The sequence below is a fragment of the Streptomyces sp. NPDC058375 genome (assembly GCF_042723425.1).
Lineage (GTDB): Bacteria > Actinomycetota > Actinomycetes > Streptomycetales > Streptomycetaceae > Streptomyces > Streptomyces durocortorensis.
Genome location: NZ_JBHXJG010000003.1, coordinates 1 through 16,983 on the forward strand (window position 1 = coordinate 1; position 16,983 = coordinate 16,983).

A 16,983-nucleotide genomic window follows, 5' to 3' on the forward strand; every position below is an offset into this window, starting at 1 on the left:
CCCGGGAACCCTCGGGTTCCCGGGCGGTACGCCGACGGAGCAGGAGCACCGGCAGCAGCAGGCACTGGAGGCAGACCGCCGCCCAGAACACCCGCGCCGAGCCCGCCGCCTCCGCCGCCCCGTAAAGCTGCCCGCCCACCACCCCGCTGGCGAACGCGCCGATGCCCGCCGCCAGCCGCTGCCGCCCGAACACGCTCGCCGGGGCGGCCGGCGAACGGGCCAGCGCCTCCAGGTCGTTCTTGAGGAAGAGCACGATCTCCCCGAGGCACAGCAACGCCCCGCCCACCGCGATCCCCGCGTACCCCCCGGCGCCGATCGCGGCCATGCCCGCCCCCATCGCACCGAAGCCCCACCGCAGCGCGGCCGGGTAGCTCAGCGCGGCGACCCGTTCCGCCAGCAGCGGCTGGGCGACGACGAGGAGGGCCGCGTACCCCGCCAGGACGGCCCCGTAGAAGGCCGCGGACGTCCGGGGGACCGCGTACAGCGCCAGGTAGTGCTGGAAGAACATGAACGCGTACACGCTGAGGACGGTCGCCGCGAACGGCGAAGGCCCCGGGCGCGGTGCGTCCGACTCCCGGTCCGGGGCGGCGGGCCGGGCCTCCTCTCTCCGCTCCGCCGCGCCCGGCGGCAGCAGCGCGTGCCCGGCGCCGACGAGCGCGAACAGCACCGTGACGCAGGAGAACAGCACCCCGGGCGAGCCCATGACGAGGGGTGCGGCGGCCGGCGGGCCCAGCGCCATCCCCGCGTTGAACGCCGAACTGCTCGCCGACAGCAGGCGGGGCCGGTCGGCCCCGGGCGCGCCGTCCACCAAGTACGCCTTGTTCGCCGGGAGATACAGCGCCGCGCCCGCCGACACCAGCAGCAGTGCCCCGACCGCGAGGACCGGACTGGTCAGCCCGGGGACGAACGCGGCGAACCCCGCCGTACGCAGCGTCAGCGCCAGCAGCATCGCGCGCCGCAGCCCGATCCGCCCGGCCACCGGCCCCGCGACCACGCCCCCGGCGAACTGGATCAGCGAGGCGACGGCCAGCACGAAGCCGACCGTGCCGAGCCCGAGGCCGAGCCGCTGATGCAGCAGCACCGACAGGTAGGGAAGCACGGCGAAGCTGCCGAGCGTAATCAGGAACGAGCCCGCCAGCAGGAATCGTTGGGGGCCGGTGAACCGAAGTCCTGCGCTCGCCCGTTCACCGCGCACCCGGCCCTCCGGAGGGCTCCCTGTCGACCGGCCCGGCAGCCCCCGGCCCTCCGGAGGCCTTTCTGCCGATGGTCCGGCATCACCCGGCCCTCCGGAGGGCACCCTGTCGACGGGTCCGGCATCACCCGGCCTTCCGGAGGACCCGGTGCTCACGCCGTGCCGGCCGCGACGACCGGGCGGACCCGGACCGCCGCGCTCCACGCCCGGTGCTGGGCCAGTTCCGCCGTCCGCCCCTCGGCCAGCACCATGCCCGTGCAGCCCCGCTGGTCCCCGACGTGGACCACGCTCTCGCCGGGATCGCGCACCGGGAACCACTCCACCACCCCCGGGAACGCGGCGAGTTCGTCGAGCCCGAGCCAGCCCTTCAGCACCCCGGGCCGATCCGCGTACACCAACACGAAGCCGTACGCGGGGCCTTCGGCGTCGAGCGGAGCATCCAGCAGCGCCGGGCGGCGGCCCAGCGCCTCGTCCGTCATCGCCGTGTAGACGTTGGTCCGCAACGTGCGGCACAGCACCTCGCCGACCAGCGCGCCGCCGATCCTCCGGTTGATCTCGACCAGTTCGGGCCCGTCGGCCGTCAGGATGAACTCCACGTGGGCGAAGCCCCGTTCGTGCCCGGCCGCCGCCAGGACCCGGCCCACCCACGCCTCGATCCCGGCCCGTTCGGCCTCCGGCAGCGCCACCGGGAACGACGCCGCCTCCTCCCGTACCACCGCGGCCCGGGAGGTCTGGCGGCTCAGCACCCCGAGCAGCCGGGTGGTCCCGTCCCAGCTGAGGGTCTCCGCGCTGTACAGCGGACCGGCGAGGAAGGCCTCCGCGAACAGCGCGCCCATCAGGGCCTGTTCGCCCGCCTCCGCCAGCGCCCGGTGCAGGGCTTCCTCGTCGTGCACGATCCACACGTGCCGTGAGGAAGTGCCCGCCGAGTCCTTCAGGACCGCGGGCAGCCCCACTGCCCGCAGCACCTCCCCGGCGCCTTCGGGGCCCGGCGAGACGGCTGTGGCCGGACTCCGGCTCAGCCCGTTCGCGTGGAGCGTCTCCCGGACCCGGCGCTTGTCCCGCAGCAGCCCTACGGCCGCCGGGTCCGGTCCGGGGAGGCCGCGTTCGCGGGCCAGTTCGGCGGCGGGCAGGCTCCAGGTGTCCGTCGTGTTGATCAGCCCGGCCAGCTCCGGCACGGCGTCCAGCGCCCGGCGGACGGCCTCCTGGTCCCCCGTGTCGACGTCCACGACGTCCAGCGCGTCCGGCGGCAGCACCGCCAACTCGTGCCGGTAGACCGAACGGTCACCGGTCAACAGGCACAGCCGGTGCCCCGCCTCCGCGGCCGCCTCCGCCATCCGTCCCAGGCCGAAGGACAGGGACTCCAGTGCGACGATCGTCATGGCAGCAGCTCCACGGTCGGTACGGAGGAAGGGGAGGGGGACGCGGCCGGGGAGGGAACATCGCCCTCGGCGGTCCGGGCGGCCTCCGGAGCGGCGCGCCCGGCCCACTCCATCACCGACCACGGCGGCCGCAGGGCGTCCACCGACGTGATGGTCCGGGGCCGCAGCCCGGCCGGGTCCAGGGCCTCGGCATGCCGGGCGAACACCCGCTCCGCGTACCGATGTCCGGTGTCGGCACCCAGCACCAGATGCAGCCGTCCGGGCTCGCGGGCCGCTTCCCAGGACGCCGTCAGATGGGCCGCCCCGGTGGAAAGACCCGCGAACACCGCGTGCTCCCGAAGCAGTCCGACAGCCCCGGCCATCGCATGGCGGAAGTCCAGCCAGTGGACGGTGTCGTACAGCTCGTGGCGGACGTTCCCGAACGGGATCGAGCTGCCGATGCCCGCGATGATCGCCTCCGGGTCCTCGAACCGCTCGCTCCCGAAAGTCACACTGCCGAACGGCTGGATACCCACCAGCCGCACCGACCGCCCCGACTCCCGCAGCGCACGCGCCAGCCCACCGGTCGACGCACCCGTGCCCACCGCGCCGACCACCGTCAGCGGACCGTCCGGCAGCGCCCCGGTCAGCAGCTCCGCGAACTCCCGGTAGCCCTCGTGGTGGACCCCGTCGTGGTACTGCCGCATCCAGTGGAAGTCGGGCCGCTCGGCCAGCAGCCGGCGCACATGGCGTACGCGCAGCTCCTGGTCCAGACGCAGGCTCTGCGAGGGCGGCATCGCGTCGACCGTCGCGCCGAGGATCTCCAACTGCGCCCGCATGGTGGCGTCCACGGTGGTGGAGGCGACGATGTGGCAGCGCAGCCCGTAGCGGTGGCAGGCCATGGCGAGGGCCAGCGCGTAGATGCCGCTGGAGCTGTCGACCAGGGTCTGCCCGGGCACCACCCGGCCCCGGCGCAGCAGCGAGCGGACCGCGCCGAGTGCCGCGTACACCTTCATCGTCTCGAAGCGGGCGAGGACGGTGTCGTCGGTCAGCCGGATCAGGTCCGGGGTCTTCACCGCGTCGGTGATGTGGTCGTGGACCGCCGCGGCGGGCGTGGTGGCGGTGCGCGGACGGGCGTCCGCCCCCGCCCTCATGCGCGCCGCCCGCGCACGATGAGCCGGTCCGAGCGCTGGTCGTAGCCGGACGCGTCGAACCCGCCGAAGCACTCCACGTCGGTGAAGCCCGCGAGCTCGAAGAGGGCGTGCAGCTCGGCCGCCGAGTAGAGCCAGGAGGTGATGGAGGCGGTGCGCGCCGTCGTGCCGCGCACCAGCGTCCAGTCCGTGCGCAGCCGCCGCCAGCTGTCGAGGACGGTGTCGCGCTGGACGACGTAACTCCCGTCCGGCAGGTCGACCGCCTTCGGCCGCCCGATCCAGCCCGCCAGCACCTCCTTGCCCATCACGTCCACCAGCAACTGCCCGCCCGGCGCGAGGCTCGCGTACGCGTTGCGCAGCACCCGAAGGTTGTCCTCGGCCTCGTCGAAGTAGCCGAACGACGTGAACACGTTCAGGATCACGTCGAAGGCGCCCGGCTCCCGGAACGTGAGCATGTCGGCGCGCTCCAGCCGGGCCTTCGCGCGCGCCGCGTCGCAGGCGGTACGGGCGCTCTCCAGCATCGACGGGGACAGGTCGACGCCCGTCACCTCGTACCCGCGGCCCGCCAGCGGCACCACGAAGAGGCCGGGCCCGCAGCACAGGTCCAGGACTCTCGCGCCCGGTGGGAAGTCCAGCAGCGGGGAGGACGCGACCAGGGCGGCGGCGGACTCGACCCGGGCCGGTGGGAACATCGTCGCGGCGAAATCCGACCAGAGCGCGTCGTCCTCGTACCAGTGCATGCCTCGCGGTCTCCTCCCGGGCCCCGGGGGCCCCGTGGGTGTACTGCGGCGGTCATCCCGGCGGCCGTGCCGTGCACCGGCCGCCGCTTCCGTCACCGGGAGGCCGTCCGCACCCGGTGTCTCTCCAGTAGTCGGCCGCACCGCCCGGGAAGTTCCCGAGTGATCACCGGCCCATGTCCGGGGGCCGCCGCCCGGGGCCTCACCGGCGGCTTTCGGGAACCGCCGGAGGCCTCACCGGCGGTTCCCGGCCGGTGTGCAGGCGACGTAACCGGTGTTGTTCGCCCGGTGTCATCCCTGGGTAACGGGCCTTTCCTAGATTCGGGAGCGACCGCCGCCCGCCCCGCGTCCCTCCAGGAACGCCCGCCCCCGAAGGGCCCCGCACATGACCGTGCCGCCCCCGCCGCCGGACGCCCCCGCCACCGACCGGGTGCGTACGGTCTGCTCGTACTGCGGTGTCGGCTGCGGGATCGTCCTCGACATCGCCGCCGGACCCGACGGCCGCCGCACCGTCGTGAAGGCGTCCGGCGACAAGGAGCACCCGTCGAACGCCGGTCGGCTCTGCACCAAGGGCGCGACCGGCGCGGACCTCCTCGCCGCACCCGGCCGGCTGACCACCGCCCTGGCCCGCGCCGACCGCAGCGAGCAGCCCGCCCCGCTCGGCCGGGACGCCGCCATCGCACAGACGGCGCGCCGGCTGCGGTCCGTGCTGGACACCCACGGCCCGGACGCGGTGGCCCTCTACGTCTCCGGCCAGATGACGCTGGAGGCGCAGTACCTCGCCAACAAGCTGGCCAAGGGCTTCATGCGGACCAACACCATCGAGTCCAACTCCCGGCTCTGCATGGCGAGCGCGGGCAGCGGCTACAAGCTGTCCCTGGGCGCGGACGGGCCGCCCGGCTCGTACGAGGACTTCGCCCAGGCCGACGTCTTCCTCGTCACCGGCGCCAACATGGCCGACTGCCACCCGATCCTCTTCCTGCGGATGATGGAGCGCCTCAAGGCGGGCGCGAAACTGATCGTCGTCGACCCCCGGCGCAACGCCACCGCAGCCAAAGCGGACCTGTACCTGCGGATCCGGCCCGGTACCGACCTGGCCCTCCTCAACGGCCTGCTGCACCTCCTCGTCGAGAACGGGCACACCGACCCGGAGTTCATCGCCGAGCACACCGAGGGCTGGGAGCAGATGCCCGCCTTCCTCCGCGACTACCCGCCCGCCGTGGTCGCGGAGATCACCGGCATCCCGGAGGACGACATCCGCCAGGCGGCCCGCTGGATCGGCGAGGCGGGCGAGTGGATGAGCTGCTGGACGATGGGTCTCAACCAGTCCACCCACGGCACCTGGAACACCAATGCGCTGATCAACCTGCACCTGGCGACCGGCGCGATCTGCCGCCCCGGCAGCGGACCGTTCTCGCTCACCGGCCAGCCCAACGCCATGGGCGGCCGCGAGATGGGCTACATGGGCCCTGGCCTGCCCGGCCAGCGGTCGGTCCTGTCCGACGAGGACCGCGCCTTCACCGAGGAGCTGTGGGGCGTCCCACCCGGCACCCTGCGCGCGGACGGCTCGGGCAGCGGCACCGTCGACATGTTCCGGCGGATGGCCGAGGGGGAGATCAAGGCCTGCTGGATCATCTGCACCAACCCGGTCGCCTCGGTCGCCAACCGCCGCACCGTCATCGAAGGCCTGGAGGCCACCGAATTCGTCGTCACCCAGGACGTGTTCGCCGACACCGAGACCAACGCGTACGCCGATATCGTCCTGCCCGCCGCGCTCTGGGCCGAGTCCGAGGGCGTGATGATCAACTCGGAGCGCACCCTCACCCTCTCCCGCCGCGCCACCGACCCGCCGGGGGAGGCCTGGCCGGACTGGCGGATCATCGCGGAGGTGGCCTGCGCCCTGGGGTACGAGGACGCCTTCGGCTACACGAGCGCGGAGGAGATCTTCGCGGAGATCACCCGGGCCTGGAACCCGAGCACCGGCTACGACCTGCGCGGCGTGACGTACGAGCGGCTGCGCGAAACGCCGGTCCAGTGGCCGAGCGCCGACGCCGAGGGCCCGGCCCGCAACCCCGTGCGCTACCTCAACGACGGCGTCAGCCAGGAGCTGACCGTACGACCCGACGGAACGGTCCCGAGGCTTGCCTTCCCGCTGCGCGGCGGCCGGGCCGTCTTCCACGCCCGGCCCCACCTGCCTCCGGCCGAAATGCCGGACGAGGACTTCCCCTTCGTGCTCAACACCGGGCGGCTCCAGCACCAGTGGCACACCCTGACCAAGACCGCGAAGATCGGCAAACTCAACCGGCTGGACCCTGCCCCCTTCGTGGAGATCCACCCCGACGACGCGGCCGCCTTGACCCTGGCGGAGGGCGACGGCGTCGAGGTCGCCTCACGGCGCGGCCGCGCGGTGCTCCCGGCCCGGATCACGGACCGGGTCGCAGCGGGGGAGTGCTTCGCTCCGTTCCACTGGAACGATCTGTTCGGCGAGTACCTCGGAGTGAACGCGGTGACGAACGACGCCGTCGACCCGGTCTCGTTCCAGCCGGAGTTCAAGGTGTGCGCGGTCCGGCTGGCGAAGGTCGCGGCCCCGGCGGTGCGCCTGGCTGCCTCCACGGCGGACCGACCCGAGCCCACCGGCGCCCTCGGCCTCGCGGACCACGAGGGCGTGGCGGATTGGGTGGGCCGGGGCGGCCGGATAGGGCCGGCAGACCCGGTGAGGTCGGCGGGTGCAGCGGACCCGGCAGGGTTGGCGGGTGCAGCGGACCCGGCGGGGCTGGCGGGTGCAGCGGACCCGGCGGGGCTGGCGGGTGCCTTGGGGCTGGAGAACACCGCCGCACCCGTCCTCACCGAAGCGGAACGCCGCTATCTGGCCGGATTCCTCGCGGGCCTCGGCGCCCGCCCGGAGGGCACCCCGGTCCTCCCGGCGGGAGCCCCCTTCGCCCCGGACCACGCCCTGTGGGTCGACGGAGTGCTGGCCGGCGCCTACTCCCGGCTCCCGGAGCCCCCGGGCCCCGGGATCGCGCCCGCACCACCGGAGAGTGCCCCGGAGAAACAGGGCGGCCGCCCGGTCGTCGTGCTCTGGGCCTCGCAGACCGGCAACGCCGAGGAGGTCGCCGCGACGGCCGCCCGGACGCTGGCCGCCGAGGGGTACCGCACCACGCTCCTCGGCATGGACGACGGGATGCCCGAGGCCCTGCCCAGCCCGGCCGACCTCCTCGTCGTCACCAGCACCTTCGGCGACGGCGACGCCCCCGACAACGGCTCCGGCTTCTGGGAGTCGCTGAACGCCCCCGGCACCCCGCGCCTGGAGGGCGTCCGCTACGCCGTACTCGCGCTAGGCGACTCCACGTACGACGACTTCTGCGGCCACGGCCGCCGCCTGGACGAGCGGTTCGGCGAACTGGGCGCGGAGCGGCTGGTCCCGCGCACCGACTGCGAACCGGAGTACGAGCAGCCCTTCGGCCAGTGGCTCAAGGAGGTCCGGGCGGCACTGGAGACGACGACACCGGAAGGAACCACGGGGCCGGAAGCCACGCCCACAGCCACGGGGCCGGAAGCCGCGCCCACAACGAGGGCAGCAGCGGCGTCGGCGCCACCGCGCGAGGAGCCGCCCGCCCGCCCCTCCAGGGCCGCGCCCGTCACCGCCCTCCTCACCGGCAACCGCCTCCTGAGCCTACCCGGCGCGACGAAGGAGGTCCGTGCCTTCACGCTCGACACACGGCACGCCAACACCCCGCTGACGTACACGGCCGGAGACGCCCTCGGCATACAGCCCCTCAACTCCCCGGAGCTGGTGGCTGAATGGCTCGCCGTCACCGGACTGGACCCCGCCGGCACGATCGACGTACCCGACCACGGAACGGTCCCCCTCGACGAGGCACTCCACCGCCACCTCGACATCACCCGCATCACCCCGAACCTGTTGCGCCTGGTCGCGGACCAGACGGGGGACCGGTCCCTGAAGAAGCTGCTGCGTCCCGACAACAAGGGCGAGCGGGACCGGTGGACGTGGGGGCGGCAGGCCGTCGACGTCCTGGCCGAGCACCCCGTACGGGCCACGGCTGCGGAATGGGCCGAGGTCCTGGGACCGCTCCGCCCCCGGCTGTACTCCATCGCCTCCAGCCCGCTCGCCGACCCGCACCGGATGCGGCTGACCGTCTCCGTGATCCGTTACGAGAGCCACCTCGGCCGGACGCGCAAGGGCGTCGCCTCCACGTTCCTCGCCGACGCCGAACCGGACAGCCCCGTACCGGTGTTCGTGCAGCGCAACGATCGCTTCCGGCCGCCCGCCGACCCGGCCACCCCGACGATCATGGTCGGGCCCGGCACGGGAGTCGCCCCCTTCCTGGGCTTCCTGGAGGAGCGCCGGGCGCTCGGCCACTCCGGTGCCAACTGGCTGTTCTTCGGCGAGCAACACCACGCCACGGACTTCTACTACCGCGACGAACTCGACGCCCTGAGCCGCTCGGGCACCCTTACCCGGCTGGACACCGCCTTCTCCCGCGACCAGCGGGCCAAGGTCTACGTCCAGGACCGGATGCGCGAACACGGAGCCCAGCTCTGGTCCTGGATCCGCGACGGCGCCCACCTGTACGTCTGCGGCGACGCCTCCCGCATGGCCAAGGACGTCGACCGAGCCCTGCGCGACATCGCCGTCGCCCACGGCGGGCTCGAACCCGACGCGGCGGCCGCCCAGGTCAAACAGCTAGCCTCGGACCGCAGATACGTACGGGACGTGTACTGACGGACTGACCGAGGGAGTACGGGGATGGCCTGGGCGGAAGTACCGGTGGACGCCGACGGGCCGGCGGCGGGGGCGGTCCTGCTGATCGGCATCCCCGGCAGCGGCAAGAGCACGGTGGCCGCGGCGCTCGCCTCCCGGTTCGCCGCCTCCGCCCACATCGAGGTGGACGCCCTCCAGGAACTCATCGTCTCCGGCGGCCGCTGGCCCTCGCCCGAACGGGACGAGGAGGCGGACCGCCAGATCCTCCTCCGGGCCCGCAACGCATGCCTGCTGGCGGACAGTTTCGTCGCCGCGGGCTTCCTTCCGGTCATCGACGACGTCGTCGTACGCCGCGCCCACCTCGACTTCTACCGCGCCACGCTCACCGGCGGACCGTTGCACTGCGTCATCCTGGCCCCGGGCGCGGCGAAGGCCATGGAGCGCAACCTCGCCCGGGACAAGACGCTCACGACGGACTGGTCGTTCCTGGAGACGGCGATGCGCGAGGAACTGGCCGACGAGAAGATCTGGATCGACAGTGCGGACATGACCGTGGAGGAAACGGTCGACGCGGTCCTGTCCGCCACCGGCCTGACGCCCGTGGGGCCCTGACGCCACGGGCGTTGTCAGACCCCCGCCGTACGGTGAAGGCATCTATCCGCGCTGCTGGCTGCTGCGCTGCTGGATCGCCCCGCCCGGCTGCTCCCGGGCGGGGCGCACTTCCTCTTCCGCGGTGGGGCGGCTCCAGGTATCGCCGCGCTCGTCGCCGGCAGTCCATGACGATCAGCTCGACGTGACCTCGACGACGATCGATGTCTGCCGGCTCGGCAACCCGAACTGGACCACCGTCCCGATCGCGTATGCCTCATACCGCGGCGGCTACTCCGGACTGAGCAACTGAGCAAGGGCACTGTCACTGACACCGCCTCCCGCCCCTTCTCCCCTTCTGACGTGGCATCGTTCACCCAGCTGCGGCGATGCCCCGCCACCCGGCCTACTTGATCTGCCGGTGAACTCCGGGAACACCTCGAACCCGCCGTTGAGCAAGGCAGCCGAGTCCAGATCGAGAGGAGGGGGAACCGATATCGAGGACCGCTGCTACCCCGCCGACTCACCCGCGTGCGGGCTCAGCGCGCCGGACCAGACCAGCGCGAAGATGACGATGCCGAGCAGGATGCGGTAGATGACGAACGGCATGAAGCTCTTGGTGGTGATGAACTTCATGAACCAGGCGATGACGGCGTATCCGACGAAGAAGGCCACCAGCGTCGCGAAGACCGTCGGGCCCCAGGAGACATGCCCCTCGCCCACGTCCTTGAGTTCGTACGCGCCCGAGGCCAGCACCGCGGGGATCGCCAGCAGGAACGAGTAGCGGGCGGCCGACTCGCGGGTGTAGCCCATCAGCAGGCCGCCGCTGATCGTCGCGCCCGACCGGGAGACTCCGGGGATCAGCGCCATCGCCTGGCAGAATCCGTAGATCAGGCCGTCCCTGACGCCCAGGTCCTTGAGCGTCTTGCGCTCCTTCACCACCCGGTGCCTGCCGCCCGACTCGTCGCGCGCGGCCAGCCGGTCGGCGATGCCCAGGACGATGCCCATGACGATCAGGGTCGTCGCGATCAGCCGCAGGTCGCGGAACGGGCCCTCGATCTGGTCCTTGAGCGTGAGGCCCAGCACACCGATGGGGATCGAGCCGACGATGACCAGCCAGCCCATCTGGGCGTCGTGGTCGCTGCGCATCTCACGGTCCGTCAGGGATCGGAACCAGGCCGACAGGATGCGCGCGATGTCCTGACGGAAGTAGATGAGCACCGCCGCCTCGGTGCCGATCTGGGTGATCGCGGTGAACGCCGCCCCCGGGTCGTGCCAGCCGGCGAACGCGGCCGTCAGCCGCAGATGCGCGCTGGAGGAGATCGGCAGGAACTCGGTCAGTCCCTGAACAAGTCCCAGGACGAATGATTCGAACCAGCTCATGGGGCTTAGGCCATCCCGGAGGTGATCGTGCATCGGCCACGGACGACTGGGCCCGTCGGCTGCGTGCAAAGTGCGGAGTGCGGTCAAGGACATCGAGGTCGCGGGCAGCGTATCGCCTGAAAGTAAACGTCAGGCTGACTGCACCGGTCATCCACGTGCCGCCGTACGCTCAGTTGTTCGGCGTGTCCCGGCCCAGGCGGTGGCGCCTGCGCCAGGCGACCAGCGCCCCGCCGAGACCCGACAGCACGATGAAGCCCATCGCGGCCAGGAACACGGGCGAGGTCGGCGACGCGGCCTCGCTGCCGGCTATCACGTACGCCGCCGTGTTCGGGATCGACCCGAGCCCGGTGGCCAGGAGGAACGGGGGCGCGCCCATCCGGGAGGTCGCCGCGCAGTAGTTGGCGGCGGCGAACGGAACCCCGGGGAAGAGCCGCAGCGCCAGGACCGACCGGAAGCCGTGCCGGCTCAGCACCCCGTCCGCCGCGGTGAGCAGCCTCCCGCGCAGCAGGGTCCGCAACGCGTCCTGACCCAGCACCCGGCCCAGCATGAACGACACGCCCGCGCCCAGCACCGTGCCCGCCAGCGCCGCGGCCAGACCCGTCTGCGCGCCGAACAACGCGCCCGCGGCGATGTTCAGCAGCGGGCGCGGCACGAACGCCACCGTCAGCGCCCCGTACGCAAGCCCGAAGAGCATCGCGGCCGTGCCCCCGGTCAGCTGGGCCGGCCAGCCCGACGCCAGCAGCCGCTGTGGTTCGAACAGCAGCATCGTCGACGCGGCCCCGAGCAGGACCACCACGAGCAGCGAGAACCGGGACCACGGTGACATCAGCGCCCGGGTGAGGCGCAGGGCCGGACCGGAGGCGGGCCGGGCGGCGGGGACGGGGTCGAACATTCGGGGAGAGTAACCGAAAAGGTTGTGTGATCGCCGTAATGTGCGTCGCGTGACCCCCGACGCCGACCCCGCAGCCGACGCCCCCGCCCCGCCGGACAGCACCCTCGCCGACACCGTCCTGGAGCGGCTCGTCGCCGCCTACGCCCCCGCCGCCGACCCCGTACGGGCCGAGGGCGCCGCCGCGTACATGAAGCACGTCGCACCCTTCCTCGGGATCCCCACCCCCGAGCGCCGGGCCCTGTCCCGGACCGTGCTGGCGGGCACCGGGCGGCCGGACGAACGGGACTGCACGGCCATCGCGCTGCGCTGCTGGCGACTGCCCGAGCGCGAGTACCACTACTTCGCCGTCGACCATCTGCGCCGCCACGCGGGCCGCTGCACCTCCGGCTTCCTGCCCGTCCTGCACCACCTCGTCACCACGGTCCCCTGGTGGGACACGGTCGACCTGCTCGCCGCGCATGTCGCGGGCCCGCTGGTCGCCGCCGACCCGGCGCTCGCCCGGGAGATGGACCGGTGGATCGACGACCCCAGCCTCTGGGCCGCCAGGACCGCCCTGCTGCACCAGCTGCGCTACAAGGAAGCCACCGACGCGGACCGGCTGTTCGGCTACTGCCTGCGCCGCGCGGACCACCCCGACTTCTTCATCCGCAAGGCGATCGGCTGGGCCCTGCGCGAGTACGCCAAGACCGACCCCACCGCCGTACGCGACTTCGTCGACGGCGCGCGGACCCGGCTGTCGCCGCTCTCCGTGCGCGAGGCCCTCAAGAACCTCTGAGCCGCAGCGGACTGGGCGGGGAAAAACCATTCGACGCGGCCGCCGCGCCCGGCCATGATCAGGGGCATGTTCCGGTACGCCTTCCTCGCAGCGCCGTCCGCAGTCGCGGACGCGCCGAAGGCTGCCGTGAACGACGCGGTCGCCGAGGCACTCGCCCCGGCCGCAGCAGCAGTTGCCGCAGCAGCAGTCGCATCGGCGTTCGCCGGTGCCGCAGCGCCCTTCGGCGGCGCCCGAAGCTGACCCTCCCCCGACAGTCCGGCGGACCCCGCAAGGGGAGGGTCGGCGGGGCCCTGGGGTCTTCATCTTTTCTCAGCTTCGAGTGCTTCAGAAGGAACGAGCCATGTCCAAGACGGCTTACGTGCGCACCAAGCCGCACCTCAACATCGGCACCATGGGCCACGTCGACCACGGCAAGACCACCCTCACCGCCGCCATCACCAAGGTCCTCAGCGAGCGCGGTGGCAGCTCCACCTCCTACGTGTCCTTCGACCGGATCGACCGGGCCCCCGAGGAGGCCCAGCGCGGCATCACCATCAACATCGCGCACGTCGAGTACGAGACCGACACCCGCCACTACGCGCACGTCGACATGCCCGGCCACGCGGACTACATCAAGAACATGGTCACCGGAGCGGCGCAGCTCGACGGGGCGATCCTCGTCGTCTCCGCGCTCGACGGGATCATGCCGCAGACCGCCGAGCACGTCCTGCTGGCCCGTCAAGTCGGCGTCGACCACATCGTCGTCGCCCTCAACAAGGCCGACGCGGGCGACCCCGAGCTGACCGACCTGGTCGAGCTGGAGGTCCGCGAGCTGCTCTCCGCGCACGGGTACGGCGGCGACACCGTCCCCGTGGTACGGGTCTCCGGGCTCAAGGCGCTGGAGGGCGACCCGCGGTGGACGGCGGCGGTCGAAGGGCTGCTGGACGCCGTCGACACGTACGTACCGATGCCGGTGCGCTACACCGACGCGCCGTTCCTGCTGTCCGTCGAGAACGTCCTGACCATCACCGGCCGGGGCACCGTCGTCACCGGTGCCGTCGAGCGCGGCACCGTCCGCGTCGGCGACAAGGTCCAGGTGCTCGGCGCGGACATCGAGACGGTCGTCACCGGCCTGGAGACCTTCGGCAAGCCGATGGAGTCCGCCGAGGCCGGGGACAACGTGGCGCTGCTGCTGCGCGGGGTGGAGCGCGACCGGGTCCGCCGCGGCCACGTCGTGGCCGCGCCCGGCAGCGTCACGCCCAGCCGCCGGTTCACCGCGCAGGTGTACGTGCTGTCGACCAAGGAGGGCGGCCGGACCACTCCGGTCGCCACCGGCTACCGGCCGCAGTTCTACATCCGTACGGCGGACGTCGTCGGCGACGTCGACCTCGGCGAGGCGGCGGTCGCGCGTCCCGGCGACACGGTCACCATGACCGTGGAGCTGGGCCGTGACGTGCCGCTGGAGTCCGGTCTCGGCTTCGCGATCCGCGAGGGCGGCCGCACGGTCGGCGCGGGAACGGTCACCGAGCTGCTCTGAGACCGCCCGTTGCCCGCCACCCCTCGGTTCGGGGTGGCGGGCAACGGCGGCGACAATGGAGAGGTGAACGAGCCGATACCCGTCATCCGCGAGGTCGACTGCGGCACCGCCCGGCTGCTGCCCGACGTGGACCGCGACCGGGCCTGGCTGCTCACGGTGGACGGCGCGCCCCAGTCCTACGTCGACCTCGACGACCCGTCCCACCTGGAGTTCGAGTACGTGAGGCGGCTCGCCCACGTCGTGGACGGCGCGGCCGGGCCGGGCGCGCCCCTGGACGTCCTGCACCTGGGCGGCGGCGCGCTGACCCTGCCCCGCTACGTGGCCGCGACCCGCCCCGGCTCGCGCCAGGACGTCGCCGAGGCGGACCGGGAGCTGCTGCGGCTCGTCCGGGAGCATCTGCCGCTGCCCGACGGGAGCGGCGTCTGTCTACACGCGGCCGACGCCCGGGCGCGGCTGGAGGGGACGGCCCCCGCCTCCGTCGACCTCCTGATCGCGGACGTCTTCGGCGGCTCCCGGGTTCCGGCGCACCTCACGTCCGTCGAGTACGCGCGAGCCGCCGGCCGGGCCCTGCGCGCGGACGGGATCTACGCGGCCAACCTGGCCGACAGCGCCCCGTTCGCCTTCCTCCGCTCCCAGTTGGCGAACTTCGCCGCGGTCTTCCCGGAGCTGGCGCTGATCGGGGAGCCGGCGGTGCTGCGCGGGCGGCGCTTCGGAAACGTCGTCCTGCTCGCCTCGTACACGCCCATCGACGTGGCCCCGCTCGTCCGCCGCTGTGCCGCGGACGTGTTCCCCGCCCGGGTCACCCACGGGCCCGCGCTGACCCGGCTCCTCGGCGGGGCCCACCCGGTGGCCGACGCGGACGCGGTCGCCTCGCCCGAACCGCCCGACGGGGCCTTCAGCGTCGGCTGAGGCCGAGGCTCCCGGCGGTCGGGGCGGAGCGGGGCGGGACGTTGTGGTGCGGGACGTCGCGGTCGGGTGTCAGCCGGTGGGGTCACCCGCGAGGCGGACCGTGCTCAGGATCTGCTGGATCGTCGTGTCCGGAAGCTCGTCCTTGACGCCGGCGGCGGCGTAGAGGACCCAGGTGGAGAAGTCGCCCTTGGAGTTCTTGAAGGAGAACGCGATCGACTTCCCGTCGCTGTCGCACTTCTCCTTGTTCGCGAGCTCCAGAGCGGTGGCCTGCACGACGCTGCCGGAGAGACCCGACTTCGTGGTGAAGGGCTTGGCCTTGCCGATCTTGACCTTGGACTTCGGGTCGAGCTGCGCGTAGGCGGCCCACACCCAGTTGGCGGCCTCGTTCGTCGCGGCCTCGTCGGTGTTCTTGGCGCCCTGGGCGCCCTTCGTCCCGACGCCGGCGAGCCCGGTGTCCTCCTCGCTGCCGTCCCCGTCGGAGTCGTCGACGCACCACTTGCTCTTGTAGTACGCGGGCGCGGAGAAGCCGGCGACCGGCGGGCCCTCGGGCTTCTTGGCGTCCTCGAAGCCGGAGAACATGCCCGAACCCGCGACCTCCCAGTCACCGGGAACGTCGAACTGCGTGCCCCACTTGGGGTTGGTGACGACCTTCCAGCCCGGAATGACCGGCTTCGGGTCGCCCTCGGAACCCCGCGGGTTCTCCACCGGCGCGGAGCCGGTGGCCGATTCACTGGGCTTGGCGCTCGGTGACGCGGACTTCTTGTCGTCGGCGACGGTCTTGCCGTCGTCGTCCTTGCCGAGCACGAGGAAGCCGGTCACGCCCGCGGCCACCACGACGGCCAGCGCCGCGACGATCGCCACGATCGTCGTCTTCTTCTTGTCGTCGCCGGGCTTCGGCCCGCCGGGCGGCCCCGGGACCGCGTACTGCGGCACCGTCGGCTGTTGGTACGGATTGGGCTGCGGGTACCCCGGCTGCGCGCCGGGCTGGCCCTGCGGGTATCCGTATCCCGGCTCACCGGGCTGCCCCGGCTGGCCCTGCGGCGGATATCCCGGCTGCTGATAGGGATTCGGCTGCTGGTACCCCGGCTGCTGGTACGGGTTCTGGTTCTGGTCCTGCGGGTTCTGCTCGCCCCCGGGCGGCTGCGTTCCTGGCCACATGGCCAGTAACCATAGATGGGCCGTGCGCCCACTTCTACGGCCGCCCTGTCCCAGAGCCGTCACAAGGGGATGGCCAAACGGTTCTACTGGTGAGTAACCTTCGGGCATGAGCGCTGAACAGATGACCGTGGGCGAGATGCTCGTCGCGACGGTTCCGATGGCCCGGACCCTCAACCTCGAATTCCTGGAGACCACCCCGGAGCGCGCCGTCGTCCGGCTGCCCGACCAGGCGGATTACCACAATCACGTCGGCGGCCCCCACGCGGGAGCGATGTTCACGCTCGCCGAATCCGCCAGTGGCGCGATCGTCATCGCCGCCTTCGGCGACCAGATGTCGCGCGCCGTGCCCCTCGCCGTGAAGGCCGAGATCGGCTACAAGAAGCTCGCCATGGGCGAGGTCACGGCGACCGCGACCCTCGGCCGCCCGATCGCCGACGTCGTCGCCGAACTGGACGCCGGACAGCGGCCGGAATTCCCCGTCGCCATCGAGATCACGCGCGCCGACGGCGCGGTCACCGGCGAGATGACCGTCGTGTGGACCCTGCGCCCCAACGGCTGACCACTGCCGTACGCAAGGCAAGACGCTGACCGCTGCCGTACG

15 protein-coding genes are annotated in these 16,983 nt (G+C 72.6%); 8 read left to right on the top strand and 7 right to left on the bottom strand.

The window, feature by feature from the left end; all coding sequences use genetic code 11:
• The 4 genes from ACFWM7_RS01040 to ACFWM7_RS01055 form a co-directional block, all read right to left on the bottom strand.
• On the bottom strand, positions 1–1,195 hold a 1,195-nt coding region (locus ACFWM7_RS01040), incomplete at its 3' end, for an MFS transporter (protein WP_383253554.1).
• Between the two features lie 149 nt (positions 1,196–1,344).
• Positions 1,345–2,571, bottom strand: a complete 1,227-nt coding sequence (locus tag ACFWM7_RS01045; protein ID WP_383253556.1) for an ATP-grasp domain-containing protein — start codon at positions 2,569–2,571, stop codon at positions 1,345–1,347.
• Positions 2,568–3,704 carry a pyridoxal-phosphate dependent enzyme gene (locus ACFWM7_RS01050; RefSeq protein WP_383253558.1) on the bottom strand — a complete coding sequence of 379 codons (1,137 nt, stop codon included), beginning with the start codon at positions 3,702–3,704 and terminating at the stop codon, positions 2,568–2,570. Before ACFWM7_RS01050 ends, ACFWM7_RS01045 begins: the two co-directional genes overlap by 4 nt.
• Entirely contained in the window at positions 3,701–4,441 is a 741-nt protein-coding gene (locus ACFWM7_RS01055; RefSeq protein ID WP_383253560.1) for a class I SAM-dependent methyltransferase, read from the bottom strand. The genes ACFWM7_RS01050 and ACFWM7_RS01055 overlap by 4 nt, the downstream gene beginning before the upstream one ends.
• A gap of 382 nt (positions 4,442–4,823) precedes the next feature.
• Here ACFWM7_RS01055 and ACFWM7_RS01060 point away from each other — a divergent pair, with 382 nt between their 5' ends.
• The 3 genes from ACFWM7_RS01060 to ACFWM7_RS01070 all read left to right on the top strand — a co-directional run bounded on the left by ACFWM7_RS01060 (position 4,824) and on the right by ACFWM7_RS01070 (position 10,062).
• On the top strand, positions 4,824–9,182 hold the full coding sequence (locus tag ACFWM7_RS01060) for a molybdopterin-dependent oxidoreductase (protein ID WP_383253562.1): 4,359 nt from the start codon (positions 4,824–4,826) through the stop codon (positions 9,180–9,182).
• Positions 9,183–9,206: 24 nt separating this feature from the next.
• On the top strand, positions 9,207–9,773 hold the full coding sequence (locus tag ACFWM7_RS01065; RefSeq protein WP_383253564.1) for an AAA family ATPase: 567 nt from the start codon (positions 9,207–9,209) through the stop codon (positions 9,771–9,773).
• Between the two features lie 121 nt (positions 9,774–9,894).
• Positions 9,895–10,062 carry a hypothetical protein gene (locus ACFWM7_RS01070; protein ID WP_383253566.1) on the top strand — a complete coding sequence of 56 codons (168 nt, stop codon included), beginning with the start codon at positions 9,895–9,897 and terminating at the stop codon, positions 10,060–10,062.
• 197 nt (positions 10,063–10,259) lie between these two features.
• Here ACFWM7_RS01070 and ACFWM7_RS01075 read toward each other — a convergent pair whose 3' ends face one another.
• Complete coding sequence (locus ACFWM7_RS01075; RefSeq protein WP_383253568.1) at positions 10,260–11,132, bottom strand: undecaprenyl-diphosphate phosphatase; 873 nt, start codon at positions 11,130–11,132, stop codon at positions 10,260–10,262.
• Between the two features lie 169 nt (positions 11,133–11,301).
• Positions 11,302–12,024, bottom strand: coding sequence for a TVP38/TMEM64 family protein (locus ACFWM7_RS01080; RefSeq protein ID WP_383253570.1), 723 nt, complete (start codon positions 12,022–12,024; stop codon positions 11,302–11,304).
• Positions 12,025–12,073: 49 nt separating this feature from the next.
• On the opposite strand from ACFWM7_RS01080, the gene ACFWM7_RS01085 reads away from it, so the two are divergent.
• The 4 genes from ACFWM7_RS01085 (at position 12,074) to ACFWM7_RS01100 (ending at position 15,224) form a co-directional block, all read left to right on the top strand.
• A complete protein-coding gene (locus ACFWM7_RS01085; protein ID WP_383253571.1) occupies positions 12,074–12,799 on the top strand; it encodes a DNA alkylation repair protein in 726 nt (241 codons plus the stop codon).
• A 66-nt stretch (positions 12,800–12,865) separates the two neighbouring features.
• On the top strand, positions 12,866–13,039 hold the full coding sequence (locus tag ACFWM7_RS01090; protein WP_382937652.1) for a hypothetical protein: 174 nt from the start codon (positions 12,866–12,868) through the stop codon (positions 13,037–13,039).
• Positions 13,040–13,139: 100 nt separating this feature from the next.
• Positions 13,140–14,315 carry an elongation factor Tu gene (gene tuf, locus ACFWM7_RS01095; RefSeq protein ID WP_383253573.1) on the top strand — a complete coding sequence of 392 codons (1,176 nt, stop codon included), beginning with the start codon at positions 13,140–13,142 and terminating at the stop codon, positions 14,313–14,315.
• A gap of 63 nt (positions 14,316–14,378) precedes the next feature.
• Positions 14,379–15,224 carry a spermidine synthase gene (locus ACFWM7_RS01100; protein WP_383253575.1) on the top strand — a complete coding sequence of 282 codons (846 nt, stop codon included), beginning with the start codon at positions 14,379–14,381 and terminating at the stop codon, positions 15,222–15,224.
• Positions 15,225–15,293: 69 nt separating this feature from the next.
• Here the strand turns inward: ACFWM7_RS01100 and ACFWM7_RS01105 are convergent, their stop codons facing one another.
• The gene (locus ACFWM7_RS01105) at positions 15,294–16,382 is read right to left on the bottom strand and encodes a hypothetical protein (RefSeq protein WP_383253577.1); all 1,089 of its coding nucleotides are present in this window, start codon (positions 16,380–16,382) and stop codon (positions 15,294–15,296) included.
• Between the two features lie 121 nt (positions 16,383–16,503).
• Between ACFWM7_RS01105 and ACFWM7_RS01110 the strand changes: the two genes are divergently transcribed.
• A complete protein-coding gene (locus ACFWM7_RS01110) occupies positions 16,504–16,941 on the top strand; it encodes a DUF4442 domain-containing protein (protein WP_006122944.1) in 438 nt (145 codons plus the stop codon).
• Positions 16,942–16,983: the final 42 nt, after the last annotated feature.

Excerpts from the sequence above, each read along its gene's own strand:
- ACFWM7_RS01060 (WP_383253562.1), top strand. The coding sequence starts at position 4,824 with ATGACCGTGCCGCCCCCGCCGCCGGACGCCCCCGCCACCGACCGGGTG.
- ACFWM7_RS01050 (WP_383253558.1), bottom strand. The coding sequence starts at position 3,704 with ATGAGGGCGGGGGCGGACGCCCGTCCGCGCACCGCCACCACGCCCGCC.
- ACFWM7_RS01090 (WP_382937652.1), top strand. The coding sequence starts at position 12,866 with ATGTTCCGGTACGCCTTCCTCGCAGCGCCGTCCGCAGTCGCGGACGCG.
- ACFWM7_RS01080 (WP_383253570.1), bottom strand. The coding sequence starts at position 12,024 with ATGTTCGACCCCGTCCCCGCCGCCCGGCCCGCCTCCGGTCCGGCCCTG.
- ACFWM7_RS01075 (WP_383253568.1), bottom strand. The coding sequence starts at position 11,132 with ATGAGCTGGTTCGAATCATTCGTCCTGGGACTTGTTCAGGGACTGACC.
- tuf (WP_383253573.1), top strand. The coding sequence starts at position 13,140 with ATGTCCAAGACGGCTTACGTGCGCACCAAGCCGCACCTCAACATCGGC.
- ACFWM7_RS01110 (WP_006122944.1), top strand. The coding sequence starts at position 16,504 with ATGACCGTGGGCGAGATGCTCGTCGCGACGGTTCCGATGGCCCGGACC.
- ACFWM7_RS01065 (WP_383253564.1), top strand. The coding sequence starts at position 9,207 with ATGGCCTGGGCGGAAGTACCGGTGGACGCCGACGGGCCGGCGGCGGGG.
- ACFWM7_RS01105 (WP_383253577.1), bottom strand. The coding sequence starts at position 16,382 with ATGTGGCCAGGAACGCAGCCGCCCGGGGGCGAGCAGAACCCGCAGGAC.
- ACFWM7_RS01055 (WP_383253560.1), bottom strand. The coding sequence starts at position 4,441 with ATGCACTGGTACGAGGACGACGCGCTCTGGTCGGATTTCGCCGCGACG.
- ACFWM7_RS01045 (WP_383253556.1), bottom strand. The coding sequence starts at position 2,571 with ATGACGATCGTCGCACTGGAGTCCCTGTCCTTCGGCCTGGGACGGATG.